Annotated in this window: 22 protein-coding genes; 11 read left to right on the top strand and 11 right to left on the bottom strand. The window is 64.5% G+C overall.

The genetic code is table 11. The features are described 5' to 3' along the window. Positions 1 to 224: 224 nt before the first annotated feature. The gene (locus GEV39_RS24465) at positions 225 to 2,012 is read right to left on the bottom strand and encodes a monovalent cation:proton antiporter-2 (CPA2) family protein (RefSeq protein WP_173891532.1); all 1,788 of its coding nucleotides are present in this window, start codon (positions 2,010 to 2,012) and stop codon (positions 225 to 227) included. Positions 2,013 to 2,197: 185 nt separating this feature from the next. Next, positions 2,198 to 3,172 carry a GlxA family transcriptional regulator gene (locus GEV39_RS24460; protein ID WP_173891531.1) on the bottom strand — a complete coding sequence of 325 codons (975 nt, stop codon included), beginning with the start codon at positions 3,170 to 3,172 and terminating at the stop codon, positions 2,198 to 2,200. A gap of 178 nt (positions 3,173 to 3,350) precedes the next feature. Between GEV39_RS24460 and GEV39_RS24455 the strand changes: the two genes are divergently transcribed. Both GEV39_RS24455 and ycaC read left to right on the top strand, forming a co-directional pair. Continuing rightward, positions 3,351 to 3,713, top strand: a complete 363-nt coding sequence (locus tag GEV39_RS24455; RefSeq protein WP_173891530.1) for a helix-turn-helix domain-containing protein — start codon at positions 3,351 to 3,353, stop codon at positions 3,711 to 3,713. A gap of 73 nt (positions 3,714 to 3,786) precedes the next feature. Next, on the top strand, positions 3,787 to 4,413 hold the full coding sequence (gene ycaC / locus GEV39_RS24450; RefSeq protein ID WP_009681634.1) for an isochorismate family cysteine hydrolase YcaC: 627 nt from the start codon (positions 3,787 to 3,789) through the stop codon (positions 4,411 to 4,413). A 92-nt stretch (positions 4,414 to 4,505) separates the two neighbouring features. On the opposite strand, the gene GEV39_RS24445 is transcribed toward ycaC, so the two are convergent. After that, the gene (locus GEV39_RS24445; RefSeq protein WP_173891529.1) at positions 4,506 to 9,554 is read right to left on the bottom strand and encodes a trifunctional serine/threonine-protein kinase/ATP-binding protein/sensor histidine kinase; all 5,049 of its coding nucleotides are present in this window, start codon (positions 9,552 to 9,554) and stop codon (positions 4,506 to 4,508) included. A 241-nt stretch (positions 9,555 to 9,795) separates the two neighbouring features. On the opposite strand from GEV39_RS24445, the gene GEV39_RS24440 reads away from it, so the two are divergent. Both GEV39_RS24440 and GEV39_RS24435 read left to right on the top strand, forming a co-directional pair. Beyond that, positions 9,796 to 10,788 (top strand): response regulator, encoded by a 993-nt coding sequence (locus GEV39_RS24440; protein ID WP_173891528.1) that lies wholly within the window; start codon positions 9,796 to 9,798, stop codon positions 10,786 to 10,788. Further along, positions 10,785 to 11,153, top strand: a complete 369-nt coding sequence (locus GEV39_RS24435) for a response regulator (protein ID WP_173891527.1) — start codon at positions 10,785 to 10,787, stop codon at positions 11,151 to 11,153. The genes GEV39_RS24440 and GEV39_RS24435 overlap by 4 nt, the downstream gene beginning before the upstream one ends. A gap of 43 nt (positions 11,154 to 11,196) precedes the next feature. Here GEV39_RS24435 and GEV39_RS24430 read toward each other — a convergent pair whose 3' ends face one another. Continuing rightward, positions 11,197 to 12,687: a YifB family Mg chelatase-like AAA ATPase gene (locus GEV39_RS24430; protein WP_173891526.1), complete on the bottom strand. Its 1,491-nt coding sequence runs from the start codon at positions 12,685 to 12,687 to the stop codon at positions 11,197 to 11,199. A gap of 257 nt (positions 12,688 to 12,944) precedes the next feature. On the opposite strand from GEV39_RS24430, the gene GEV39_RS24425 reads away from it, so the two are divergent. Beyond that, the gene (locus GEV39_RS24425; RefSeq protein WP_173891525.1) at positions 12,945 to 14,957 is read left to right on the top strand and encodes a DUF4034 domain-containing protein; all 2,013 of its coding nucleotides are present in this window, start codon (positions 12,945 to 12,947) and stop codon (positions 14,955 to 14,957) included. A 23-nt stretch (positions 14,958 to 14,980) separates the two neighbouring features. Here the strand turns inward: GEV39_RS24425 and GEV39_RS24420 are convergent, their stop codons facing one another. After that, positions 14,981 to 15,247 carry an accessory factor UbiK family protein gene (locus GEV39_RS24420; RefSeq protein WP_009681642.1) on the bottom strand — a complete coding sequence of 89 codons (267 nt, stop codon included), beginning with the start codon at positions 15,245 to 15,247 and terminating at the stop codon, positions 14,981 to 14,983. A gap of 384 nt (positions 15,248 to 15,631) precedes the next feature. On the opposite strand from GEV39_RS24420, the gene glnK reads away from it, so the two are divergent. From glnK to sutA, 3 genes are all read left to right on the top strand, one after another. Beyond that, a complete protein-coding gene (gene glnK / locus GEV39_RS24415) occupies positions 15,632 to 15,970 on the top strand; it encodes a P-II family nitrogen regulator (RefSeq protein ID WP_002555808.1) in 339 nt (112 codons plus the stop codon). 46 nt (positions 15,971 to 16,016) lie between these two features. Beyond that, the gene (locus GEV39_RS24410; RefSeq protein ID WP_173891524.1) at positions 16,017 to 17,348 is read left to right on the top strand and encodes an ammonium transporter; all 1,332 of its coding nucleotides are present in this window, start codon (positions 16,017 to 16,019) and stop codon (positions 17,346 to 17,348) included. A 431-nt stretch (positions 17,349 to 17,779) separates the two neighbouring features. Continuing rightward, positions 17,780 to 18,109, top strand: a complete 330-nt coding sequence (gene sutA / locus GEV39_RS24405) for a dormancy-specific transcriptional regulator SutA (protein WP_009681644.1) — start codon at positions 17,780 to 17,782, stop codon at positions 18,107 to 18,109. 181 nt (positions 18,110 to 18,290) lie between these two features. On the opposite strand, the gene GEV39_RS24400 is transcribed toward sutA, so the two are convergent. Genes GEV39_RS24400 through lptM form a run of 6 tightly spaced genes read right to left on the bottom strand, consistent with a single transcriptional unit; the run spans position 18,291 to position 22,911 of the window. After that, positions 18,291 to 18,986, bottom strand: a complete 696-nt coding sequence (locus tag GEV39_RS24400; protein WP_173891523.1) for an HAD family hydrolase — start codon at positions 18,984 to 18,986, stop codon at positions 18,291 to 18,293. Beyond that, positions 18,983 to 19,882, bottom strand: coding sequence for a tyrosine recombinase XerC (gene xerC, locus GEV39_RS24395; protein WP_054905171.1), 900 nt, complete (start codon positions 19,880 to 19,882; stop codon positions 18,983 to 18,985). The genes GEV39_RS24400 and xerC overlap by 4 nt, the downstream gene beginning before the upstream one ends. After that, the gene (locus GEV39_RS24390) at positions 19,882 to 20,592 is read right to left on the bottom strand and encodes a DUF484 family protein (RefSeq protein ID WP_009681647.1); all 711 of its coding nucleotides are present in this window, start codon (positions 20,590 to 20,592) and stop codon (positions 19,882 to 19,884) included. The genes xerC and GEV39_RS24390 overlap by 1 nt, the downstream gene beginning before the upstream one ends. A gap of 13 nt (positions 20,593 to 20,605) precedes the next feature. Continuing rightward, positions 20,606 to 21,436, bottom strand: a complete 831-nt coding sequence (dapF, locus tag GEV39_RS24385) for a diaminopimelate epimerase (RefSeq protein WP_009681648.1) — start codon at positions 21,434 to 21,436, stop codon at positions 20,606 to 20,608. Positions 21,437 to 21,440: 4 nt separating this feature from the next. Next, positions 21,441 to 22,688, bottom strand: a complete 1,248-nt coding sequence (gene lysA / locus GEV39_RS24380; protein ID WP_173891522.1) for a diaminopimelate decarboxylase — start codon at positions 22,686 to 22,688, stop codon at positions 21,441 to 21,443. Between the two features lie 10 nt (positions 22,689 to 22,698). After that, positions 22,699 to 22,911 carry an LPS translocon maturation chaperone LptM gene (gene lptM / locus GEV39_RS24375; RefSeq protein ID WP_054911895.1) on the bottom strand — a complete coding sequence of 71 codons (213 nt, stop codon included), beginning with the start codon at positions 22,909 to 22,911 and terminating at the stop codon, positions 22,699 to 22,701. 250 nt (positions 22,912 to 23,161) lie between these two features. Between lptM and cyaY the strand changes: the two genes are divergently transcribed. From cyaY to rnk, 3 genes are all read left to right on the top strand, one after another. Beyond that, complete coding sequence (gene cyaY, locus GEV39_RS24370; protein ID WP_016712632.1) at positions 23,162 to 23,494, top strand: iron donor protein CyaY; 333 nt, start codon at positions 23,162 to 23,164, stop codon at positions 23,492 to 23,494. Position 23,495: 1 nt separating this feature from the next. Then, positions 23,496 to 23,720: a DUF1289 domain-containing protein gene (locus GEV39_RS24365; RefSeq protein ID WP_009681652.1), complete on the top strand. Its 225-nt coding sequence runs from the start codon at positions 23,496 to 23,498 to the stop codon at positions 23,718 to 23,720. Between the two features lie 146 nt (positions 23,721 to 23,866). Continuing rightward, positions 23,867 to 24,277 carry a nucleoside diphosphate kinase regulator gene (gene rnk, locus GEV39_RS24360; RefSeq protein WP_173891521.1) on the top strand — a complete coding sequence of 137 codons (411 nt, stop codon included), beginning with the start codon at positions 23,867 to 23,869 and terminating at the stop codon, positions 24,275 to 24,277. Positions 24,278 to 24,305: the final 28 nt, after the last annotated feature.

The following is a 24,305-nucleotide window of genomic DNA, read 5'->3' as shown; positions in this document are numbered from 1 at the left end:
CTCTTGTCGGTTTCGCCCAGGTGTTCCAGGGCTTTGTAGCCACAGTCGTAAGCGCCCGCAGGTACCGGCCCTTTCGCGGGCTCGCCCGCTCCCACAGGTGTCGCGCAAGCTTCAAACCCAGTGCAGAACCTGTGGGAGCGGGCATGCCCGCGAAGAGGCCGGCACAGGCAATATCAATTCACGGGCTGTGACTCAATCCCCTCAAGCCATGCGCTCAAAGGCCGTCAGTCCGCATCCGAATCAAACAACCGCTCCAACTCAACCCGCGCCTCCTTGGCCGTTTGCATCACCTTGGCCCGGTCATCGCGGACCTGCCCCTGGGCCACCAGCACTTCTTCGTCATGCTGGGTGAACCGTGCAATCCGGTCCGCCGCCTGCTCATCGCTCAAACCCAGCCCCACCAGCGCGCGGCGGGTCATTTCCAGGCTGGAATAGAACGTCTCGCGGATTGGCTCGGCACCGACATCCGCCAACTTGTGCACATGCTGGCGGTTGCGCGCACGGGCCAGCACTTTCAGGTGCGGGTACAGGCGCTTCACCCGCTCAGCTGTGTGAATGGCAGCTTCAGGGTCATCAATGGTGATGATGAAGTACTCCGCTTCACCCACCTTGGCGGCATGCAGCACTTCCGGGCGCAGCGGGTCGCCGTAGAACACCGGCACCTGCTCGAACATACGGGTCATCTCGATGGCATCGACCGAGGTTTCCAGGGCAATGAACGGGATCTTCTGCGCGCGCAGGATGCGTGCAACGATCTGCCCCATACGCCCCATGCCGACGATTACCGCCCGAGGCGTATCCGCCTGTATCTGCTTGTATTGCTCAGGCACTTCACGCGCAGGTTGCGGCCGTTTGAGGGCGCGGGCGCAGGCAATCATCAGCAGCGGGGTAATGGCCATCGACAGGGTGATGGTCATCAGCAGCAGGTCGTAGGTCTGGGTGTCGAACAGGCCCTGGTCCTTGCCCAGCTTGAACACCACGAAAGCGAACTCGCCGCCGGCCGCCAGCACCATGCCCAGGCGTAGCGCGTTGGCGCCGCTCAGGCCACCGGCCAGGCGGCCAACGCCAACCAGCAGCACCAGCTTAACTGCCACCAGCAGCAGGGTCAGGCCTAGCACCACCAGCGGCATTTCCAGCAGCAGCCGCAGGTTGGCACCCATGCCGACACTGATGAAGAACAACCCCAGCAGCAGGCCCTTGAAGGGTTCGATCTGAGATTCCAACTCGTGGCGGTACTCCGAGTCCGCCAGCAGCAAGCCGGCGAGGAAGGCACCCAGCGCCATGGAAATGCCGGCTTCCTCCATCAACCATGCGGTACCGATCACTACCAGCAGCGCAGTGGCGGTAGACACCTCTGGCAGGCCGGTGCGGGCCACCGTGCGGAACACCGGGCGCAGCAGGTAGCGGCCGCCGACGATCACCACGGCGATGCTGGCGAAAACCTGCAAGCCGTGTTGCAGGCTGTCGCCGTGGCTGGTGTCCGGCCCGCTGGCGGCCAGCAGCGGCACCAGGGCGATCAGCGGTATGGCGGCGATGTCCTGGAACAGCAGGATGGCGAAGGCCAGGCGGCCGTGCGGGGCATTGAGTTGCTTGCTTTCGGCCAGGCTTTGCAGGCCGAGGGCGGTGGATGACAGCGCCAGGCCAAGGCCGAGCACGATGGCCGCAGGTAGCGCCTGACCGAAACCGAACAGGGCAATGGCGCCGATCAGCACGCCGGTCAGCACCACTTGGGCGGTACCGACGCCGAACACGGCCTTGCGCATCAGCCACAGGCGTTTGGGTGACAATTCCAGGCCGATGATGAACAACAGCAGCACCACGCCCAGCTCGGAAATGTGCGCCACGCTTTCGGTATCGCGGATCAAACCCAATGCCTGCGGGCCAATGACCACACCGGCCAGCAGGTAGCCAAGCACGGCACCCAGTTGCAGGCGCTTGGCCAAGGGCACGGCAAGGACGGCAGCGAGCAGAAAGATCACCGCGGTTTGTAGAAGGCTGCCTTCATGTGGCATGGGCTCGTACTCCATGAGCTGCCGGGGCAGCGTTCGAACAGGTTGGCGGACAATTCTGAGGGCCGGGGTGGCGTTAGACAATCTGCCATCGGGGAGAAAGATTGTCCTGAAAAATGAGACAACCTGTGCAGCCCCTGTGGGCGCGGGTTTCCCCGCGAAGCGGCCCGCTCAGGAAACACACTGACTCAGGCCCCACCAAACTGTGCCCGATACTGCGCCGGCGTCATGCCAATCCGTTCGCAGAACACCTTGCGCATGTGCCGGTCACTGCCAAACCCGCACTGCGCCGCCACCACCTTCAGTGGCAGGTCGCCGCATTCGAGCAACTGGCGGGCGCGGTCGATGCGCGCATTCTGCAGGTATTGCAGTGGCGTAATCCCCACCTCGCGCTGAAACGTGCGGGCAAAGTTGCGCCCGCTCATGGCCACCAGGTCGGCCATTTTCTGCACGGTGAAGGCCTGCTCGATATGATCGACGATGTATGCCTGCACCCTCGCCACTGGCGAGTCGTCGCGTGGCACTGCCGCCAGCAGCGGCCCATACGGCGTTTGCCCTCCCTGCCGGTGGCGCGCCACCAGCAGCACCTTGGCCACTTCCAGGGCCAGTGCCTTGCCGTGGTCTTCGGCGATAACCGCCAGTGCCAGGTCAATGCCCGCCGTGATGCCGCCAGACGTGATCAGGCAGCGGTCGATGACATAGATCTGCTCGGTTTCCACCTTGGCCGCGGGAAACGCCTGCGCCAGGCGCTCTACGTAGTTCCAGTGGGTGGTGCAACGGTAGCCGTCCAGCAGCCCGGCCCGGCCCAGCAAGAATACCCCGGTACAAATCGCCCCGAACCGCTTCGCACTGCGCACGGCCTGGGGTAGCCAACGCTCGAGCACTGGCAGCGCGATGTCGTAGGCGCCAGGGCCACCGGGCACCAGTAGCAGATCCACGGCGGCAGGCAGGTCTTCCAGGCGTAGGTCGGCCACCACCTTCAGCCCGCACGAGCCACGCACCGCCGCCTGCCCCTCGGCCAGGGTGAGCAACTGGTAGCGCCGCTCGGCCGGCAGGAAACGGTTGGCGATGGCGAATGCATCCATAGGCCCCGTCACGTCCAGCAACAGCACATCGTTGAACAGCACCATGGCGACGGTGCGGTGGGCGGTTTTTTGCTGCATTGCTTTTCTACCTTGAACCTGGTGCCGCTGACGGCCTGTAACTGAATATGAAACGCATCTTATGGTAGCGGCAAACCCGCCAGGGCCAGCACCGCACAATTAAGAACAATTCAGCTTTGGCTCAGGACTTTGTCATGTGCCGGGGGTGAGACTTTCCCTACTGAACAGGAGAGTCGCCATGCACGACGGGACGCCTCAAATGCCGCTGCAACCCCCTGGGGCCCTGACGCCTGCGCGCTTGCGCCGGGCCAAGGAACTGATGCTGCGCAGCTCGCTGTCGATCATCGAGATCGCCGGCCTGTGCAACCTCACACGCAGCCATTTCTCCCGAGCTTTCAAGGTCAATACCGGGCTTTCGCCCCAGGCCTGGCGCCTGCTGGCACGCATGGAAAAGGCCAAGCGCCTGCTTGCCACCGAGGCGCCCATTACCCACGTGAGCCTGGAATGCGGGTTCTGCGACCAAGCCCACTTCACCCGTGCCTTCAGCCGCCTGGTCGGCCAGCCGCCGAACGCGTGGCGCCAGGCCCAGGCCTGTTCTTAAGCCGGAGCTATTCACCGGTATAGCCCCCTGCGGGTAGTACCGCGCCGCTTTTCCAACCGAGGAGTCACCCCCCATGAGCCAACCCGATTACAAGCGCCTGAACAAAGACGACGCCGTGGTACTGCTGGTGGACCACCAGACCGGCCTGATCTCGCTGGTGCAGGACTTCGCCCCCAACGAGTTCAAGAACAACGTGCTGGCCCTGGGTGACCTGGCCAAGTTCTTCGGCCTGCCCACCATCCTCACCACCAGTTTCGAGCAAGGCCCGAACGGCCCGCTGGTGCCGGAGCTCAAGGCGATGTTCCCGGACGCGCCCTACATTGCCCGCCCAGGCCAGATCAATGCCTGGGACAACGAGGATTTCGTCAAGGCGATCAAGGCGACCGGGCGCAAGCAATTGATCATTGCCGGCGTGGTCACCGATGTGTGCGTGGCCTTCCCGACCCTGTCGGCGCTGGCGGAAGGTTTCGAGGTGTTCGTGGTCACCGATGCCTCGGGCACTTTCAACCCCACCGTGCAGCAGGCAGCATGGGTGCGCATGACCCAGGCGGGCGCGCAGATGATGAACTGGTTCTCGGTGGCCTGTGAGCTGCACCGCGACTGGCGCAACGACATCGAAGGGCTGGGCAATTTGTTGTCGCAGCGCATACCCAACTATCGCAACCTGATGAACAGCTATGCGGCGCTGACGTCGCGCTGATTCAGCCTTGAACCGGCCTTGCAGCGGGTACACCCGTTCCTGCAGCGTGGTATGCGCAGGTGCGGGGTGCACCGTGAACAGGCCGGCATAGGCTAGAGGTCACTGGCCGGCAGGGTGAAGCGAATCCGGCAGCCTCCAAGCTCCGACACCAGCGCCTGCAACTGGCCGCCGTGGGCCTGTACCACCGAATTGCAGATTGCCAGGCCCATGCCCATACCGCTGCCCTTGGTGGTGTAGAACGCATCGAACACGCGCTCGCGTTCTTCAACCGCAATGCCCGGCCCGTTGTCCTCCACACAGATCTCTACCTGCCCCGCAACTACCGCCGAGGCAATGCGCAGCACGCCATCGGGGCGGTACCCCGCCAGCGCCTCCAGGCCATTGGTGATCAGGTTGAACATCAGCTGTTGCAACTGCACCGGGTCGGCCATCACGCTGCCCCCCGCGTGCAAGTGGGTTTGCACCTGCACTGCACCCTTGGCGGCATCGGTCGAGGTCAGGCGCACCACCTCGCGGATCACCGCGTCCGGCTTCACCGCCTGGCGCTGCAGCGGTGCCTGTTTGGCCAGCGAGCGCAACGCCCGCAGGATGTTGGCAGCACGCTCGCTGTCATTGCGGATGTCTTCCAGCCCGGCCATCGCTTCTTCGAGGTCGGGCTTTGCGCGCTTCAGCCAGCGCAGGCTGGCGGCGGCATTGGCAGCGATACCCAGCAACGGCTGGCTGATTTCGTGGGCAATCGAGGCCGACAGTTCGTTCATGACTTGCAGGTGGGCAGTGCGCGCAAGCTCTGCGCGAGAATGACGCCGTTCCGCCTCTATCTGCGCCCGGCTCTGGTTGTCTTCGGCCAGGCGCGTGTAGAACTTGGCCGTCTGCAGTGACACCGCGGCCTGCGCCGCCAGGATCTCCAGCATGGCCAGGCGCTGGCTGCCGAACAGGCCGGGTACCAGGCGGTTTTCCAGGTACACCAGGCCGATCAGCACCCCCTGGATCACCAGGGGCAGGCACAGTACCGAGCGGGCGCCACGTGCCTGCAGGTCCTGGCGAAAGGCTTCTGGACAATCGCTTTGCGCATCGCTCAGCACCAGCGGCTTGCGCGTACGCATGGTGGTGTTGATGACCGACAACGGCGCCTGGGTCATGAATTTCTGGCAATTGTCCATGTTCACGTGCAGCCCGGCATCGTCGATGTAGGCGAGGGCGGCCATCTGGAATTCGGCACCGCTGACGATCAGCAGTGCACCGTGGTCGGCGCCGGAATGCTCGGTCAGGTGGCCCATCAGGGTTTCGATCAGGCCCTCCAGCAGCACCTCCTCGGACAGCGCTCGCGCCGCTTCGATACCGGCCTCAAGGTCCAGCCTGGCCTGCTGCGTGGCACGCTGGGTTTCCTGGATCGGCTGGGTGCGCAGGAACGGATGCAGGGTCTCGAGTTGGTGCACCTTGCCGGTTGCGCCCCAGATGTGGAAACAATCGCGAGCGACGCGCAGGTGCAGGTTGGCGCCGGAAATCAGGCCGCTGGGGATGCACACTTCCGCCAGTTGCTCATGGGCCAGCGCCTGTTCGTGGACGAAGCCGGCAGCGGTGGCGGCGATCTGGGCCTGGTCGAAGAAACGAATGGCGGCCAGCCCGTCGCCCTCCAGCTTGGCGATCACCCCTTCGATCAGCAGCAATTTATTGCGGAACGTGGCCGGGTTGAAGCCTGCCCAGTGAGCGAAGCGCTCACGCAATGCCTGTAGTGCGTGCAGCTTGTCGGCAAGGCTGCCGGGGGCCTCCGGGCTGCCCAGGAGCAAGCCACGGAACAGGTGGTAGTCGGCCAGGTTGATGTGGGCCGGCGCGGCCCAGGCGTAGTCGCCGGCCCGCGCCAGGCTGGCCATGGCCTGCGTATGGTTGCCCAGGTAGAAGGCGCTCATGCCGGCGAACAGGTACTCGAAGAACCGTGTGATGGGCGAGTTCGAGGGTGCGGTTGCGGTCGTGCCGGTGGTGCCGCTGAGGGCGGCGACGAACGCTTGCTGGGCCAGCAGGGTCTGCGCCACCTCCAGGTAGCCATGCCGGCGCGCGGTGACCAGGCCCTGGGCGACTTCCTCGGCCACTTCCGGCAGGTAGCGGCCCATGATCAGCGAATCGGAAACCAAGTGGTTGCAGGCATGGCAGCTCATGGCCAGGTCGCCGCTCAGGTGCGCCGAATCGACGGCCTCAAGGGCGGTGCGGCGGGCCAGCTCCATGGGCGACGTCCAGGCACTGAGCTGGTCCAGAGCGAGCAGCGCGCTGCTCAGGTCGGCCTCCAGGCCGTGGCGCTCGATCAGCTTGAGCGCTGCCAGGCAGCAGCTATGGCCATCGTGATAGGCACCAAAACGCTCGGCGCACATCACCCCGTACCAGGCCAGGCCGTAGGTGCTCCCTGGCGCCACGCCATGCAGCAACGCCAGTTCCGTGAGCTTGGCCAGGTGCAGGAAACACAGGTCGTCCTGCACCAGGAAGGATGACGACAGGGTCGCCAGCAAACCCATTGCCAGTGCGACCTCTTGCGAGTCGGTGCGTGGCAGCGACTCCAGGCAGTGGAGGCCTTTCTGCTCGATCAGGCTTTGCACACGGGCATGGCTGGCTTGCACCTGGTGTGGGTCAAGGCCCGGCGCGAGTTCAATACCCAGCATCCGCAGGCCGCCAAGCGCGCTGGCGATGGCAGCCTGGCAGTTACCCTGCAAGGTCTCCAGGCGTGCCTGCAACTGGCACACCCTGGCCCGCTCCAGCGTCGAGCCGGCACGCTGGCGGCATTCAGCCAGGCGGGCCTGGGCGGCGACCGTGCGCGACAGTTGCAAGTCGCACTCCGTTGCCATGCTGGCAATCGCAAAGCCAAGCGTGGCGCGGCCTTCCAGCGTACTGCCGGCTTCGAGCAGCTGTTGTGCCGTGTGCAGGTAGCCGGCGGCCTGCTCATAGGCGCGGCTGTCACGCGCCCGCTGTGCCGCCTCGTACGTAAGTTGCAGGAACGTTGCACAGTCATTTGCGGCAAACCCGCACGGGCTGGCGCGTTGCAGCTGATGGGCAATCTCGAACAGCAGCGCCTGCAAGCGGTCTGGCCAAGCCCCGAGCATTGCCACGGCAATGCGCGCATGCAGCGCTTCGCGCTCGTGCCCTGGCGTCAGTTGATACGCCGCTTCCTGCACGCGGTCATGCACGAAGCCCAGGCCGCTCTGGCTCGACAGCAGGAAGCCCGCGGCAATCAGGACCTGCACCGCAGTGCCTGGCGCCCGCCCCAGCACCCGCTGCAATACGCCATTGTCGCAGCGGCTGCCTGCGGCGCTGGCGATGCGCAGTACGTCGCGCTGTGGCGCCGGTAGGCGCGCCAGGCGGTGGATCATCAGCTCGGCGACATTGTCGGCATAACGGTGCCGGGCCACGGCCTGTGGGCACCACGACCAACGCATGGCCTGGGTATCGAAGAAGAACAACTGGTCTTCGACCATGGCGCGCAGGATCTGGTGGATGAAGAACGGGTTGCCTGCGGTCTTCTCATGTACCTGTGCAGCCAGTGCCAAGGCGGCTTCGGCATCCACGTGGTAGCGCTCGGCGATCAACTCTGCCACCGCGCCAACGGCCAGCGGTCGCAGGTTCAGGGTGGTGCTGCGCAGTGTGTGGGGGACGCTGACTGGGCTTTGGGTAGTGTCGGTGTCGCTGCCTTGGGCAAAGATCAGCAGCAGGTTGCCGGGTGCGTTTGCCTGCAATTGCGCCAGGAGCTGCCGCGAGGCGTCGTCGACCCACTGGATATCGTCGATGAACAGCACCAGTGGCAGGCCGGGGCGGCTGAATACTGCAAGGAATTCGACCACGGCCCGCAGCTCCTTCTGCAGCGCCATGGGGGTAAGTTTGCCTGGCAGTGGCGGCAACGCGCCGAGCACTAGCTGCAGGTCTGGCGCCAGCTTGCCCAGCAGCCGGCCGTGGCCTTGGATGCGGCGCAGAATGTCGTGGCGCAGGGCGTCGAGTTCGTGGCTGTCCTTGGCCAGCAACTGGGTGGTCAGGGCGCCGAGGATTTCCACCCAGGGCGCGTAGGGCGCAGCCTGCGACACGCTGTTGCACTTGCCGACCGCCCAGTACCCTTGAGCATTGGCCTTGAGTGCAGCGGCCACCAGGCTCGACTTGCCCATGCCTGCGGCGCCTTGAATATGCAGCACTTGCGGCGTGCTGTCGCGGCGCAACCCCTTGAGCAGCAGCGCAATGGCCTGCTGTTCGGCATCGCGGCCATACAGGCGGCTGCCATGGGCGGCGACCGGGTCGGCGCAACCTGGTTCAAAGGCCGCCATGTGTTTGCTGGCAGCCCATTGCCGCTGGCAGTAGCCCAGGTCCACGGCCAGGGCGTGTGCGCTCTGGTAGCGTGCGTCCGGTTCCTTGGCCAGGGCCTTGGCCAGCACGCTGCTCAGCGGCTGCGGCACGCGGTTGTCGACTTCGCAGGCGGTCTTGGGTTGTACCCCGGCATGCAGCTGACGCCAGTGCTGGGTATCGCGCCCGGTCAGCGGCAATTCACCGAGCAGTAGCTGGTACAGGATCGCCCCCAGGGCATAGATGTCACTGCGCAGGTCGTTGTTGCTGCCGTGCGGGCAGACTTGCTCGGGCGCCAGGTAGGTCCAGTTGCCGAGCGGCATGCCTTGCTCGCCGAGCGGATGCGCAGGTGTTGCACGGAACCCGCCCAGCCGCACCTGCAAGTTGTCCTGCACATGCACATGGGCTGGCTGCAGGGCGCCGTGCAGTACATTGCTTTGGTGGGCCTGGGCCAAGGCAGTGGCGGCGTTCAGCGCAATCTCCAGGAACGGCTCCAGCGCCAGCCGGCCTTCGCTGAGCAGGTCGGCGATGGAGTGACCGGCCGGGTACACCAGCAGTGGGCCTTCGGGGGAACGCACGAACGCGCACGGCACCACTGCCCACTGTGGGTCCAGTTTCAGCCGGTAGTCGCGCTCCAGGCGCTGACAGGCGGCGGGCGCTTCGAGCGGTGCGCGCATGGCGAGCCAGGCTTGCCCGCTGGTGGGGTCGCACAGGCGGAAGCAACTAAGCTCGCCATCCTGGCCCAACGCTGTGATGTCGCAGTTGTTGAGCCAGCTTCCGTCGACTGTCTGGTCGTAATCGATGGGCCTGTGAGCAAGGCGTTCATCGCGCATGAAACACCCCCCTGCTGGCGACATCCCGAGACGTGAGTATACGCAGCCAGCCCAAGGGGAATGCGGGTTGCAGCCCGCTTGGCAGGAACGGGCACGCTGTTGTCCGTTATCGTCCCCTGGCCTTTTCCGGGCGCTTGTATAGTGCCTTGAACACCCTATCCCTCGGGATAATTGTTCCACTGCATCCGCTGGCCTAGGCTGTTCGTGGCTGCGCGAATGCCCGTGCCCGTGCGAGGAAGCCATGATCCGAATAGGCAATGCCCTGGTGTCCCTGGAGCGCCGCGAAGTGTTGCGCGACGGTAAGCCCATGCTGCTGGGCGGGCGCGCGTTCGAGGTGCTGGCCACACTGATCAAGGCCAAGGGCCGGGTGGTCGACAAGGAAGAATTGTTCAGCCAGGTGTGGGCCGGCACGGTGGTCGAGGACAACAACCTGCAGGTCCAGGTGTCGTTGCTGCGCAAGGCATTTGGCGACCGTGGGCTGATTCAGACCGTACCTCGGCGTGGCTACCGGTTGGCGGCCGAGATCAGCTTTGCGGCCCCAGACCGGGCATTGGGGGCTTTGCCGTTGTGCGCAGGCGCCGACACCCTGGAGCCATCCGGCGAAAGTGCCGATGTGCCAGTGCTGGTGGTTGATGACGACCCATCGGTACGCACGGCGCTCGGCCGGCTGCTGCGCTCGCAGGGCATACCCCATCATCTGTTCGCCAGTGCCGAGGCGCTGTTCGAAGCCCGGCTGGAAACCCCCTACGCCTGCCTGTTGCTCGACATGCACCTGCCCGATACCACCGGGTTGCAAGTGCAGGAAACACTGCGCCAGCTGGCGCTGCCCTGGCCGATCGTATTCATGACCGGCTTTGGCACCATTGCGATGACCGTGCAGGCGATGCGCGCAGGTGCCGTGGAGTTCCTCACCAAGCCTTTTGACGAGGAGCAGTTGCTGGCCCTGCTGGGTACGCTGCGGGTGCGTGCCGTGGCCGAAGGGCGCAAGTGGCGCCATGCCCGGCTCGTGGCGGAAAAGTACCAGCGCCTGACCCCGCGTGAGCGCCAGGTGTTCTCGCTGGTGGTCGACGGCCTGTCGCACAAGCAGATCGCCAGGCAGATCGGCACCAGTGAGGTGACCACCAAGGTGCACAAGAAGAGCATCATGAACAAGATGCAGTCCCGCTCATTGGTGGAGTTGGTCGCCATGCACAACGTGCTCGGCATACAGCAGGAGGGCATGGGCGGCGCATGAGCAGATGGGTATGCATCGTCGATGACGACGCTTCGGTGCGCAAGAGCCTGGCCAACCTGCTGCGTTCAGCCGGGTTCGAGACCCTGACCTTCGCCGACGGTGCCACGTTCCTGGCGTCTGAACCGGCAGGCCAGGCCGGTTGCGTGCTGCTCGATCTGAAGATGCCCGGCATGAGCGGGCTGCACGTGCAGCGGGAGCTGGCGCTGAGGCAATGGGCGGTAGGGGTGATCTGCATGTCGGCGCATTGGGATGATGCCGCTATGCAGGCGGCGAGGCGGCTGGGGGCGCTGGAGTGCCTGGGCAAGCCGTTTTCTGAAGAGGTATTGCTGGCGGTGGTTGAACAGGCGTTGGCTGGCCGCCAGTAAATCAGTGGCGGTGCTGGCCCTTGGCTGCACGGCCACTGGCAACCTAACTGCTCCCCGGCCGATACTGCAGGGCCTCGGCCAGATGCGCCCGGCCAATGGCCTCGCACCCCTCCAAATCCGCCAGCGTACGCGCCACCTTCAACAACCGATGTGCCGCGCGCAGCGACAGCGTCAGCCGCTCGCAGGCATTTTCCAGCCAGACCTGGTCGGCGGCGTTCAGGGCACAATGCCGGCGTAAACCCTCGAGATCGAGGAAAGCATTCGCGCAGGCCTGACGCCCGTATTGCAGCGCCCGGGCCTGTGCCACTTTCACAGCCACAGCGGCACTGGTTTCACCGCTAGGCTGGTTGTTCAGCGTGGTGCTTTCGCGGGCCACGGTCAGGTGCAGGTCGATGCGGTCCAGCAGTGGCCCGGACAGTTTGTTGCGATAGCGGGCGATCTGCTCGGTGCTGCAGCGGCAACGGCCGGTCGGGTCGCCGAGGTAGCCGCAAGGGCAGGGGTTCATGGCCGCCACCAACTGAAAGCGCGCGGGAAAGCGTACCTTGTCGCGGGCCCGGGCAATCACGATTTCACCGGACTCCAGGGGCTCGCGTAGCACCTCCAGCACGCGGCGCTCGAATTCCGGCAGCTCGTCGAGGAACAGCACGCCGTGGTGAGCAAGGGTGATTTCGCCAGGTTGCGGCCGGCTGCTGCCCCCAACCAGTGCCGGGCCGGAGGCGGAGTGGTGGGGGTGGCGAAAGGGGCGCTGCGGCCAGCTGCTCAGCGGTGCATGGCCGCTGACGGACTGGATCGCCGCCACTTCCAGCGCCTCGTGCTCGTCCAGCGGCGGCAGCAGCCCGGGCAGCCGGCTGGCGAGCAAGGTCTTGCCGGTGCCGGGCGGGCCGGTGAACAGCAGGTTATGCGCCCCGGCTGCTGCCAGCAGCAAGGCGCGCTTGGCTGCCAGTTGCCCTTGCACCTCGCTCAGGTCCGGGTACGGCCGTTGCTGCAGGACCAAACCGTTGGCTGCATAGGGCGCCAGAGGTACCTGGCCGTTGAGGTGGGCAACCAGCTCCAGTAAATGGCCCACGGCGTACACCGCCAGGCCGCCGGCCAGGCTGGCCTCCTCGGCGTTTTCCCGTGGCACCACCAGCGCCCGGCCTGCTTCGCGGGCCGCCAGTGCCGCCGGCAATACCCCCTGCACCGGGCGCAACGTGCCCGACAGTGCCAGTTCGCCCAGGCATTCGAGCTCGGCAAGGGCCGCGGTTGGCAGTTGACCGTCGGCGGCGAGGATGCCCAAGGCAATCGCCAGGTCGTAGCGCCCGCCATCCTTGGGCAGGTCGGCGGGGGCAAGGTTCTGGGTGATGCGCCGTTGTGGGTAGTTCAGCCCGGAATTGACGATGGCGCTGCGCACCCGGTCTTTGCTTTCCTTGACGGTGGTTTCCGGTAGGCCAACCAGGGTGAGGTGCGGCAACCCATTGGTCAGGTGCGTTTCGACGCTGACCGCCGGTGCCTGTACGCCCACCTGGGCGCGGCTATGGACGAGGGCTAGGGACATGGACGCTCCGTTGTCGCTGCTAAAGGCCGCTTCCTGCGGTAGCGCACAGGATAGCCAGCGCTCCCAAGGCTGGCGCAAGAAGTGTGCGTCGTGGTTTTTCAGGGCAGGGATTTTTCGGGTATTTTCACGTCACTGAGCAAAAGATGGAGCCAATATTTTTTGCGTAGGGGCTGGGTATGGCTTAGTGTTGTTGGGCAACCGCAGTTGCCATGGAATGGCACTGTCCCTTCTTCCAAATGGACTTGAGGAATTGCCCCGTGCAAACGCTCACTCACACTCACCAGGTAATTCGTGAACTGGTGCAGGCTCGCGCATTCGTTGAGCTCACCCGTTTTTTCGATCGCCTCGAGGCGCAGTGGTATCAGGCGCCGCCCGGTGAGTTTCCGGCCTACCTGGCGGCCCTGGAAGGCCACATGTTCGCCGACCTCGACAACCAGGGCGACAAAGCCCCGACCCAGGTGCTCAAGGCCTGGGTCGATGCCTGCCCCAAGGCTTACCACCCGCACGTGGTAATGGGCATGCACTGCTTCCACCGCGCTTGCCGGGTACAGGCTGATGGCCAACCCAACGCTGCGCGTGTGCTGGCCGTAGGGCAGATATGCGAAACCGCGACTGCGCACCTGCTGCAGGCCCTGGAGCATTCGGCGCAACCGCTGGCAGCGGCCATCGGCATGCTGCGCGTCAGTGCGCAGTTGCGCGAGCCAGGCTGGTTGGGCGAGTTGTTCAATGGGCGGCCTGCGCGCTATCGGCCCAGTGCCCATGCCGACGTGGAGGTGCAGGAAGCCGCCGCGCCGCTGTTGGTCAGGCATGGGGTGCAACCGCTGGCGGAACTGCCAAGCAGCTTGCCCGCGTGCCTGGCCAAGCGGACCTACCAGGACGTTCAGGACCCGCGTTACTACTGGCTCCGCCACGCACTGGCCCTGCGCCCCGGTTGCTTTGAAGCCATCCAGGCCCTGGCTATCTACCTGTTACCGCGGTCGGGCGCCGATGCCGATGCGCTTGAACTGTTGGCCAGCGGCCCGTTGTGCGCCGGTTGGGACGAGCGCCTGCGTAACGCCTTGCGCTGGATTGCCGTTGAAGAGCAGCTACTTCTGCCGGCTGCCGACCAGTTGCAGGCCGTGGCCGTTTGGCAGCAGTTGTTCGACGCCTGGGCACAGCGCCCGCTGAGGCCACGGGAGCGCGCAGTACTGCTGGCTTGGCGGGGGGCGTTGCGCTGTACTGCATTGCACGATCAGGCCGGCGCGATGGGCGACTTTGCCGCGAGCCTGGCGTGCAATGCCGATCATGGCGCCATCGGGGCCATGGGCGAGCCTTTCCGTTGCCTGGCCGAGCTGATACTGCGCGACGGCCTGGCGGATGAGCAGCAGTTGTTGCGCCGCGCCCTCGAGCGCCTGTGCGACGGGCGCTGCCATGCGGGCGCCTGTGCCTTGCGCGCCGCAGGGCACTGCTTTGGTCTGTGGGGGCTGCCACGCTCCGCCGAGCTGGCCCAGGCATGGTCGCAGCGGGCGGTGAAACGCCAGCTGGCAGGCCATGCGCCGGGGTTCACGGTGCTAGCGGCGGCGCGCCTGCTGTTGGCTGCCAACCGCCATGAAGTGGCCGTCTACCTGTACGAGCGTTGTGCCGAACTGAACCTGCCGGGGGCAGCCCTCGGCTTGCATGATTTGTACTGTGGTAGCCAGGCTAATACGCCGCAAGAGTACATTGATCGCCAGGCCGCTGAACATTGGCTGCGGCGCGCAGTGAAAGCGGGCAGCCGCCGGGCCAAATACAAGCTGGCGTGCCTGCGCATGAAGGGTGATGAGGACCTCAGCGAGCGAAGCGCCATGCTGGCCGTGAGGCACCTGCTGGTCGACGCGCTGGGCGATGCCCAGACCAATGCCCGCGCGCGTTTGCATCTGGGTATCCTGTTGCGCCAGTTCGGCAACTCTCGGGAGCGGGCCGAGGCTGTGGCGTACCTGTTGAGTCTGGTCGAGCACCCCGACCTGGGAATTGCCGCACGGGCCAGTGCCGAGCTGGGGCTGGCCTGGATGCAGGGGCGCGGCACTCGCAAGCAAAGCCGCTTTGCCGCCATCGAGTGGGCTAACCGTGCGGCCAGCTTGCAGCCAACAGACCCCGCCATCGCGCGTATCCAGGCCGAGATTCTCAACTCGCACAACCGGGTGAAAACAGTGTTCACCCAATGTGGTGCAGCGCTGTTGCGCGGCACCCTGCATGCCAGTGAGCTACCGCCCAAGCCGGCCGAGCTGAACGCCCTGCGGGTTTCCGCCTGACGCGAGGCAGCGGCAGGGCTGGTTCAGTCCTGCTGGGCAGTAGGGGCCAGCCGCGCTTCCAGCTCTGCCACCTGTTGTTCCAGCGCCTCGAGGCGTGCACGGGTGCGCGCCAGCACGACCATCTGGCTGTCGAATTCGTCACGGCTGACCAGGTCCAGTTTGCTGAACGCCCCTTGCATCAGCACTTTGAACTGGCTTTCCAGTTCAGCGCGAGGCTGTGCGGTATCGCTGCTGAACAGGCGCGAGGCTTGGTCGCTCAGGGCATCGAGAAGGGCTTTGGGCGCGAGCATGGGGCTTTCCATCGAAACTGAGAAATGGTCAGCAGTGTAGCACGCACGCCCATGGGCCTTTCTTTCACAAGCGCCCGCCCGCTATTGCACATTTTTCGAGCAGTCGCTCCCGCCTGCGCGCACCGAAACTGTGCATGATCAGCATGCTGGCGACTGGCCAATCCTGACTAAATTGCATAACTCGCTGTTTTTAGTGGCTTTGGCGGAACTGGCAAGGTTTCTGCAAAGACCAGTGCGAGCCATGCACTGATGCAGTTCCTTGTGACCAGGCAGTGCGCACGCGGAGCCGGATGCCGACGACGCGTTACAAAGCCAACCGCTGCGCTTAGACTTGAGACGGGTTTGTTTTCCTGGGGCAAGTCCACCAAATCGGGAGAGAGTTTCATGAAGCTAGTCACAGCCATCATCAAGCCGTTCAAGCTGGACGACGTGCGCGAGTCACTGTCGGAAATCGGCGTGCAGGGTATCACCGTCACCGAAGTCAAAGGTTTCGGTCGCCAGAAGGGCCACACCGAGCTGTACCGCGGTGCTGAGTATGTGGTCGATTTCCTGCCCAAGGTGAAGATCGATGTTGCCATCGATGACAAGGACCTTGATCGGGTAATCGAAGCCATCACCAAGGCAGCCAACACCGGCAAGATCGGTGACGGCAAGATTTTCGTGGTGAATCTGGAGCAGGCGATCCGTATCCGTACCGGCGAAACCGATACCGACGCGATCTAAGCAACAACAAAGCCTCACCAAACCCAAAGCCCCAGGAGAAAACAACATGACTCTGCGTAAGATCGCAGGGCTAGGAGCCCTATTGTCCCTCGTAACCCCCGGGCTCGCCCTGGCAGAGGAAGCTGCCCCAGCGCTGAACTCCGGCGACACCGCCTGGATGCTGACCGCGACGGCGCTGGTGCTGTTCATGACCATTCCGGGCCTGGCCCTGTTCTATGGCGGCATGGTGCGTTCCAAAAACGTGCTGTCGGTGATGATGCAGTGCTTTGCAATCACCGGCCTGATGAGCATTCTCTGGGTCGTCTACGGCTACAGCATGGCCTTCGATACCGCCGGTATGGAAAAAGGCGTACTCAATTTCAATTCGTTCGTTGGGGGGTTCTCCAAGGCCTTCCTCAGCAGTGTCACGCCCGAGAGCCTGACCTCGGCCACCGCGCTGTTCCCTGAAGCGGTGTTCATCACCTTCCAGATGACCTTCGCCATCATCACCCCGGCGCTGATCGTCGGTGCCTTCGCCGAACGCATGAAGTTCTCCGCGATGCTGGTGTTCATGGGGATCTGGTTCACCTTGGTATACGCGCCAATCGCGCACATGGTGTGGAGCGGTGACGGTGCACTGATGTGGGACTGGGGCGTACTGGACTTCGCTGGCGGCACCGTGGTGCACATCAACGCAGGTATCGCCGGCCTGGTCTGCTGCCTGGTACTGGGCAAGCGCAAAGGTTACCCGACCACCCCGATGGCACCCCACAATCTGGGCTACACCCTGATGGGCGCTGCCATGCTGTGGATCGGCTGGTTCGGCTTCAACGCAGGCTCTGCTGCAGCGGCCAACGGCACCGCCGGCATGGCCATGCTGGTGACCCAGATCGCCACCGCCGCTGCGGCACTGGGCTGGATGTTCGCCGAGTGGATCGGCCACGGCAAGCCGAGCGCCCTGGGCATCGCTTCGGGTGTGGTTGCCGGCCTGGTCGCCATCACTCCGGCCGCGGGTACCGTGGGCCCCATGGGTGCCCTGGTGATCGGCCTGGCTTCGGGTGTGATCTGCTACTTCTGCGCCACCACCCTCAAGCGCAAGCTGGGCTATGACGACTCGCTGGACGCCTTCGGTGTTCACGGTGTGGGCGGCATCATCGGCGCCATCCTCACCGGCGTGTTCGCAGCCCCGGCACTGGGCGGCTTCGGCACTGTCACCGATATCGGCATGCAGGTCTGGGTACAGGCCAAAGGCGTGATCTTTACCGTGGTCTACACCGCCATCGTCACCTACGTGATTCTCAAGGTGCTGGACCTGGTGATGGGCCTGCGGGTCAACGAAGAAGAAGAGTCGGTCGGTCTCGACCTGGCTCAGCACAACGAGCGCGGCTACAACCTGTGACTGCGACGCGGTAAAAACTTGCCCGGCTTGCCGGGCATTTTTTTGCCAGATTTTTAACATTTCCCGCTCGGCAAACGGTTTATTCGGCACGTTCGCGACGTAGGCAAAAAACTTACAAGTCGTGGGGCATTTATGGTGCTTTGCTTTTTCTACCGGCGCGCTAGAATGCGCGCCGAAGGGTGTTTGACGAGCAGTCCGCGCACTTCAACCAGCCTTTGCTAGGCTTGCCAATAGCGAGTGGCCAGCAGGGGCTAATGGATTTGTCAGGTTCTGCCAGGAGCAGGGCCTGCTGGGTACCGCCTCCCATCAGGAGCGCCGACCCCAAGGGCAGTGGCCTAACCCACGGCCAGTTGAATTTTCACTGGTAGCTGCCGGTCTACGGCTGCACTGGTCTATAACTAACCTGCTTTTCGCAAGTCATGAGGTAGAACATGAGCGACGACGATCTGGAAAATGATGACCTCGAAGTAGGTGACGAAGACGAGGGCGATGAAGGCCTCGAAGCGGCGGCTGATGACGGCGTCGAAGACGCTGGCGATGACGACAGCAGCCCGGCACCCGCTGCCAAGGGCAAATCCAAGGCGGCAGTCTCGGTAGACGAGATGCCGAGCATGGAAGCCAAGCAGAAAGAGCGTGATGCACTGGCCAAGGCGATGGAAGAATTTCTGTCGCGCGGTGGCAAGGTGCAGGAAGTCGAGGCCAACGTGGTCGCCGACCCGCCCAAGAAGCCGGACAACAAGTACGGCAGCCGCCCTATCTGAGTGGCTGATCGTAAAGAAGCCCGCCGTCGCTGCGGGCTTTTTTGTGCCTGTGGGTTTTGTGATGCCTGTGCCGGCCTCTTCGCGGGCAAGCCCGCTCCCACAGGCTCACCACAGGTCTTGGGACCTGCACGGTCCCTGTGGGAGCGGGCGTGCCCGCGAATGGGCCGCAAAGCGGCCCCTGTCAGCGCCAGCGCGCAAGCACGTCGGGCAGCTGCGACAGGCGCTGAATCTCGGCATCCGGGGCCTGCTCGCCCGCCCAGGCCTTGCCCTGCGGGTTGAACCACACCGCGCGCAGCCCGGCGCGCTGGGCACCGGCAATGTCATCCGCCGGGTGATCACCAATGTGCACCGCCGCACCGGCGTCCACCTCACCACGCCGCAAGGCCTCCAAAAACGGCGCCGGGTCCGGCTTGCCAATGCCCAGGTCCTCGGCACACAGGGCAAAGCGGAAGTAATCCGCCAGCCCCAGCCGGCTGACGTCGGCATTGCCATTGGTGACAACGCCCAGGGTGTACTGATGCCGCAGGATCTCCAGCACCGGCTGCACCTCCGGAAAGATCTGCACCTGGTGGCGAGCATGCAGGAACACCTCGAAGCCTTCATTGGCCAGGTCCTGTGCGTGCTTCTCGCTGTAGCCGACTTCTTCCAGGGCATGGAACAGTACCCGCCGGCGCAGGGCACTGATGCGGTGTTTCAGGCCGGGCTCGGCCTGCACCAGGCGCTCGCGGATGGCGAACAGGTGTTCCACTGGCACCCCGCCCAGGATGGGGGCGTTGGCTTCAAGCCAGTCGCGCAGCACGACTTCCGCACTGGCAATCACTGGCGCGGTGTCCCACAGGGTGTCGTCGAGGTCGAAGGTGATCAGCTTGATGCTCATGAGTCTGTGCCTTTGCTGCGTTTGGCCCGGGGGTGGGCGCTGTCGTACACCGCCGCCAGGTGCTGGAAGTCCAGATGGGTGTAGATTTGCGTGGTGCTGATGTCGGCATGGCCGAGCATCTCTTGCACTGCGCGCAGGTCCTGGGACGATTCCAGCACATGGCTGGCGAAGGAATGGCGGAGCATGTGCGGGTGCAGGTGTTGGCCCAGTTCACGTTCACCCACGGCCTTGACCCGCTGCTGTACGGTACGGGGGCTGATGCGGTTGCCCTGGCGGGTGATGAACACGGCGCGGTCGCGCGGGTTGCCGATGCCGCGCAGGCGGTACCATTCCTTCAGCGCTTCGCGGGCCTTGCGGCCGACCGGTAGCACCCGCGCCTTGCCGCCTTTGCCCAGTACCTGCACCAGGCCGGCGGCAAGGTCCAGGTGATCCAGGTCGAGGTTGGTCAGCTCAGACAGGCGTAGGCCCGAGGAATAGAACAGCTCCAGCATGGCCTGGTCACGGCGGGCAATGAAGTCGTCGTCCACGCCGCCATCGAGTAGCTGCAGCGCACGGTCGGTGTCCAGCACCTTGGGCAGCTTGCGCTCGCCCTTGGGGGCGCTCAAACCGGCGGCAGGGTCGTGCTGGCACAGGCCTTCGCGGTTCAGGTAACGGTACAGGCCGCGTACAGCAGACAGCAGCCGCGCTAGGCTGCGCGAGGCCTGGCCATGGTGATGCAGGCGGGCGACCAACTGACGCAACTGCTGAATCTGCAGCGCTTGCCAGTCGGCAATACCGTGCTCCTTGCAATAGGCAATGACCTTGTCCAGATCGCGACGGTAGCCCAGCAAGGTGTGCTCCGACACCTGGCGCTCACTGCGCAGGTGTGCGCAATAAGCCTCCAGCTGGCGTTCCATCAGCGTACCGAACGCAGGGTCTGGGTCACCCGTGGCACGACACGGCCGAGCACTTCGGCGATGTAGCCGAGGAACAGCGTGCCGACGCTGCTCTTGTAGTGTTGCGGGTCTCGGCTACCGATTGCCAGCACCCCATGCAACCCTTGGTACTCCAGCGCGGCCACGGCGCTGGAGCCGACCTCGCGGCGCTGTTCCTCGCCGAACAGGAAGGCCAGTTCATGTTCGCGCAGGTTGCCGCTGACCGTCTTGCCACCGCCCAACAGGGCACCGATGGCCTGTTGGGCTTCGGCATTGCTGACCCAGCGCCCCACGGGGGCAACGTTGTCACCGAACAGGATCAGGCTGACAAAAGGCACCTGAAACTCCTGGCGCAGGCTGTCTTCGACGGCCATGACCACTTCTTCCAGGCTACCGGCATCAAGCAGGTCGAGGATCAGCCGGCGCGTCTTGTCGAATAGCCGGTCGTTGTCGCGGGCCACGTCCATCAGTTGCGACAGGCGGTGGCGCATCTCGATGTTGCGGTCGCGCAGCAGCTTGAGCTGGCGCTCGACCAGCGACACGCTGTCGCCACGCTGGTGCGGAATGCGCTGTTCGATCAGCAACTCGTCGTGCTCGCTGAAGAAGGTAGGGTGGGCGCGCAGGTAGGCGACCACCGCCTCGGCATCGAGCTCGGCGGACTGCTGGGGTACAACCTTGGGCTGATCGGTCATGGCGGTTACTCGCTTAGAGACGAACCTGTCCTTCGTAGACGCGTACGGCCGGGCCGGTCATCACCACGGGCTTGCCGGGGCCGGCCCATTCGATGTGCAGGCGGCCACCTGGCAGGTCGAGGGATACCGGGGAGTCCATCCAGCCCTGGCTGATCGCCGCCACGGCGGCGGCGCAGGCGCCGGTGCCGCAGGCCTGGGTTTCGCCCGCACCGCGCTCCCACACGCGCAGGTTGGCCCGGTGGCGGTCGATGACCTGGAGGAAGCCGGCATTCACCCGCTGCGGGAAGCGTGGGTGGTTTTCGATCTTCGGGCCCAGCTCATGCACGGGGGCAGTACGCACGTCGTCGACACGCAGCACGGCATGCGGGTTACCCATGGACACGGCGGCAATCGAATGCAGTTGGCCGTCGACTTCCAGTGGGTAGTTCAACGCCTGCGCGTCGGCGACGAAGGGGATTTCGGCAGGGGTGAAGCGCGGCGGGCCCATGTCGACACTCACCTGGCCGTCGTTCTGCACGTCCAGCACGATGATGCCGCTCTTGGTTTCCACGCGGATGCGTTTTTTCGCGGTCAGGCGCTTGTCCAGCACGAAACGGGCGAAGCAGCGCGCACCGTTGCCGCACTGCTCCACTTCAGAGCCGTCGGCATTGAAGATACGGTAGCGGAAGTCCACTTCCGGGTTGTTCGGCGCCTCGACGATCAGCAACTGGTCGAAGCCGATGCCGGTGTGGCGGTCACCCCATTGCTTGGCGTGCTTGGGCTGGATGTGGGCGTGCTGGCTGACCAGGTCCAGGACCATGAAGTCGTTGCCCAGCCCATGCATCTTGGTAAAACGCAGTAGCATGGGCTTACTCCGGCAGCAGGCTTTCGCCAGCGTACAGTTCGGCGATGGTCTCGCGGCGGCGTACTTCGAACGCCTGGTCACCGTCGACCAGGATTTCGGCGCATCTTCCACGGGTGTTGTAGTTGGAGCTCATGACAAAACCATAGGCGCCCGCCGACTCGACAGCCAGCAAATCACCTTCGGCCAGGTCGAGGACACGGTCCTTGCCGAGGAAGTCGCCGGTCTCGCAGATCGGCCCGACCAGGTCATAGGCACGGCCTTCACCGCCACGCGGCTGGACCGCACTGACGCCCATCCAGGCCTGGTACAAGGCCGGGCGGATCAGGTCGTTCATCGCCGCATCGATGATGGCGAAGTCCTTGTGTTCGGTGTGCTTGAGGTATTCCACGCGGGTCAGCAACACGCCGGCATTGGCCACGATGTAGCGGCCAGGCTCGAACACCAGGGCCAGGTCGCGGTCGCCAACGCGCTCGCGGATGGCCTTGATGTAGTCGGCCACCAACGGCGGCTCTTCGTCACGGTAGCGCACCCCGACACCGCCGCCCAGGTCCAGGTGGCGCAGGTGAATGCCGCACTCGGCCAGGCGGTCGACCAGCACCAGTAGGCGGTCGAGCGCGTCGAGGAACGGGTCGATGGTGGTCAGCTGGGAGCCGATGTGGCAGTCGACACCGACCACTTCAAGGTTCGGCAACTGCGCCGCACGCACGTAGATGGCTTCGGCGTCGGCAATGGCGATGCCGAACTTGTTTTCTTTAAGGCCAGTGGAGATGTAAGGGTGGGTACCGGCGTCCACGTCCGGGTTGACCCGCAGCGATACCGGGGCAACCTTGCCCATTTCGGCGGCCACCACCTGCAGGCGCTCCAGCTCGTCAGTGGACTCCACGTTGAAGCAGTGCACACCCACTTGCAGGGCGCGGCGCATGTCTTCGCGGGTTTTTCCCACGCCGGAGAACACCACGCGGTCAGCGCGGCCACCGGCCGCCAGCACACGCTCCAGCTCGCCGCCGGAGACGATGTCGAAACCTGCACCCAGGCGTGCCAGCACGTTCAGCACGCCGAGGTTGGAGTTGGCCTTGACCGCAAAGCACACCAGGTGCTCGGCGCCTTGCAGGGCGTCGGTGTAGCTGCGGTACTGGGCTTCGATGTGAGCGCGCGAGTACACGTAGGTAGGCGTGCCATGGCGTTCGGCGATGGCCGACAGGGCTACACCCTCCGCGAACAGCTCTCCGTCGCGGTAGTTGAAAGCGTTCATCTGGTTTCCTTTACTGCGCAGGCGACTGCTCGGGCTCGGACTCGGGCGCTGGCGGCTGCTCCTGGACCGCGGTCGGCTTGGCTTTCGACGAGTGCTGGTGCGACTTGTGCGCTTTACCGTTATCGCCGTCGTCCGGCAGATACAGCGGGCCTTTCTGGCCGCAGGCCGAAACGAGGCAGGCAACAGCGACCAGCGCCGCGAAGGAGGAAATCAGGCGCTTCATGGGTGAAATCCTTAGAAAATGCAGTATTGCGCCCGAGTATACCGAGCGACCGGCGGCTTGCCTATGCGAGGGCCGGTCCGCCGGGCGGGCAGCAGACGCGGCGAGCCTCAAGCTTCAAGCGGCAAGAAAAAGCGATCGGGTGTAGGCTGGGCTTTTTATTACGGCTTGTAGCTAGCAGCTTGCGGCTGGCGCGTTGCGCCCGTATCTTCCCCGGCTTGCCTGTAATGCCGCCAATTTCGAGGTTCCTGCAATGAGTTTGAGTGAAGCGCGTTTCCACGATCTGGTCGACGCGACCCAACAGGCCCTGGAAGACCTGTTCGACGAGAGCGGCCTGGACCTGGACATGGAGAATTCCGCTGGCGTGCTCACCGTCAAGTTCGAAGGCGGCGCCCAGCTGATCTTCAGCCGTCAGGAGCCGCTGCGCCAATTGTGGCTGGCTGACCGTTCCGGTGGTTTCCACTTCGACTACGACGAAGAGAGTAAAAAGTGGGTCTGCGAAAAGAGCGAAGAGCTGCTGGGCGAAATGCTCGAGCGCATTGTCTGGGAGCGGGCTGGCGAGAAGCTGGACTTCGACGAGATCTGACATGAGCAGCGCACAGCCACGGCCACCCAAGCCGTTGTACAGCAACGTCAGCCCCGCGGTGCCATCACCCTGCATCAGCGTCTGCCGGCTCGACGAGCAGCGTGTCTGCACCGGTTGCCACCGGCATGTCGAGCATATTCGCGAGTGGCGCTCGGCCGATGACGAACGGCGCCGGCAGATCTGCCGCGAGGCACAGGTCCTGCGTGCGCAGGCAAAGGCACACTGACCGCAGGGGCTTGAGTATTTGCCCGTCTGTGGTAGTGTCGGGTTCTGCGTCGATGACGCCAAAGCCTTTTCAAACCCCGCCCTTGGGCGGGGTTTTGCTTTATCTGTGCATTGAAAATTGCCTGTTCAAAGGAGTCTGACTGGATCATGAGCACCAAGCCTTCCCTTATCCTCACCCGATTGGACGTACAGCGTCTGGAGCGTCTGATCGACAGCCTCGACGAGAGTACGCCGGGTGTGCTCGCCCTGCATGAGGAGCTGGACCGTGCCGAACAGGTCGTCGGTCATGAGGAAGTACCCGCGGGCGTGGTGACCATGAACTCGCGCGTGCACTGCCGTGAGGAAGCCAGCGGCAAGGACTACCACCTGACCCTGGTGTACCCGAAGGATGCCGGGGCGGAAGGCAAGGTTTCGGTGCTGGCGCCAATTGGCTGCGCTTTGCTGGGGTTATCGGTGGGTGAACAGATCGACTGGCCGGCGCCGGGGGGCAAAACCCTCAAGCTGAAACTGCTGGAAGTCGAGTACCAGCCTGAAGCGGCGGGTGATTTCGACCTCTGAGGCCTGGGCCGCCATGCGGCCCATGTTG

The organism is Pseudomonas sp. NY5710 (assembly GCF_013305665.1).
Lineage (GTDB): Bacteria > Pseudomonadota > Gammaproteobacteria > Pseudomonadales > Pseudomonadaceae > Aquipseudomonas > Aquipseudomonas juntendi.
This window is presented reverse-complemented; position numbering and strand designations above follow the sequence as displayed.

Bases quoted from the DNA above. Each gene is read 5' to 3' on its own strand.
- GEV39_RS24455 (WP_173891530.1), top strand. From the start codon at position 3,351: ATGCACGACGGGACGCCTCAAATGCCGCTGCAACCCCCTGGGGCCCTG.
- GEV39_RS24435 (WP_173891527.1), top strand. From the start codon at position 10,785: ATGAGCAGATGGGTATGCATCGTCGATGACGACGCTTCGGTGCGCAAG.
- lysA (WP_173891522.1), bottom strand. From the start codon at position 22,688: ATGAACGCTTTCAACTACCGCGACGGAGAGCTGTTCGCGGAGGGTGTA.
- cyaY (WP_016712632.1), top strand. From the start codon at position 23,162: ATGAGTTTGAGTGAAGCGCGTTTCCACGATCTGGTCGACGCGACCCAA.
- lptM (WP_054911895.1), bottom strand. From the start codon at position 22,911: ATGAAGCGCCTGATTTCCTCCTTCGCGGCGCTGGTCGCTGTTGCCTGC.
- GEV39_RS24410 (WP_173891524.1), top strand. From the start codon at position 16,017: ATGACTCTGCGTAAGATCGCAGGGCTAGGAGCCCTATTGTCCCTCGTA.
- GEV39_RS24400 (WP_173891523.1), bottom strand. From the start codon at position 18,986: ATGAGCATCAAGCTGATCACCTTCGACCTCGACGACACCCTGTGGGAC.
- GEV39_RS24445 (WP_173891529.1), bottom strand. From the start codon at position 9,554: ATGCGCGATGAACGCCTTGCTCACAGGCCCATCGATTACGACCAGACA.
- xerC (WP_054905171.1), bottom strand. From the start codon at position 19,882: ATGGAACGCCAGCTGGAGGCTTATTGCGCACACCTGCGCAGTGAGCGC.
- rnk (WP_173891521.1), top strand. From the start codon at position 23,867: ATGAGCACCAAGCCTTCCCTTATCCTCACCCGATTGGACGTACAGCGT.
- GEV39_RS24465 (WP_173891532.1), bottom strand. From the start codon at position 2,012: ATGCCACATGAAGGCAGCCTTCTACAAACCGCGGTGATCTTTCTGCTC.
- GEV39_RS24460 (WP_173891531.1), bottom strand. From the start codon at position 3,172: ATGCAGCAAAAAACCGCCCACCGCACCGTCGCCATGGTGCTGTTCAAC.
- dapF (WP_009681648.1), bottom strand. From the start codon at position 21,436: ATGCTACTGCGTTTTACCAAGATGCATGGGCTGGGCAACGACTTCATG.
- GEV39_RS24365 (WP_009681652.1), top strand. From the start codon at position 23,496: ATGAGCAGCGCACAGCCACGGCCACCCAAGCCGTTGTACAGCAACGTC.
- GEV39_RS24430 (WP_173891526.1), bottom strand. From the start codon at position 12,687: ATGTCCCTAGCCCTCGTCCATAGCCGCGCCCAGGTGGGCGTACAGGCA.
- sutA (WP_009681644.1), top strand. From the start codon at position 17,780: ATGAGCGACGACGATCTGGAAAATGATGACCTCGAAGTAGGTGACGAA.
- ycaC (WP_009681634.1), top strand. From the start codon at position 3,787: ATGAGCCAACCCGATTACAAGCGCCTGAACAAAGACGACGCCGTGGTA.
- GEV39_RS24420 (WP_009681642.1), bottom strand. From the start codon at position 15,247: ATGCTCGCGCCCAAAGCCCTTCTCGATGCCCTGAGCGACCAAGCCTCG.
- GEV39_RS24440 (WP_173891528.1), top strand. From the start codon at position 9,796: ATGATCCGAATAGGCAATGCCCTGGTGTCCCTGGAGCGCCGCGAAGTG.
- glnK (WP_002555808.1), top strand. From the start codon at position 15,632: ATGAAGCTAGTCACAGCCATCATCAAGCCGTTCAAGCTGGACGACGTG.
- GEV39_RS24390 (WP_009681647.1), bottom strand. From the start codon at position 20,592: ATGACCGATCAGCCCAAGGTTGTACCCCAGCAGTCCGCCGAGCTCGAT.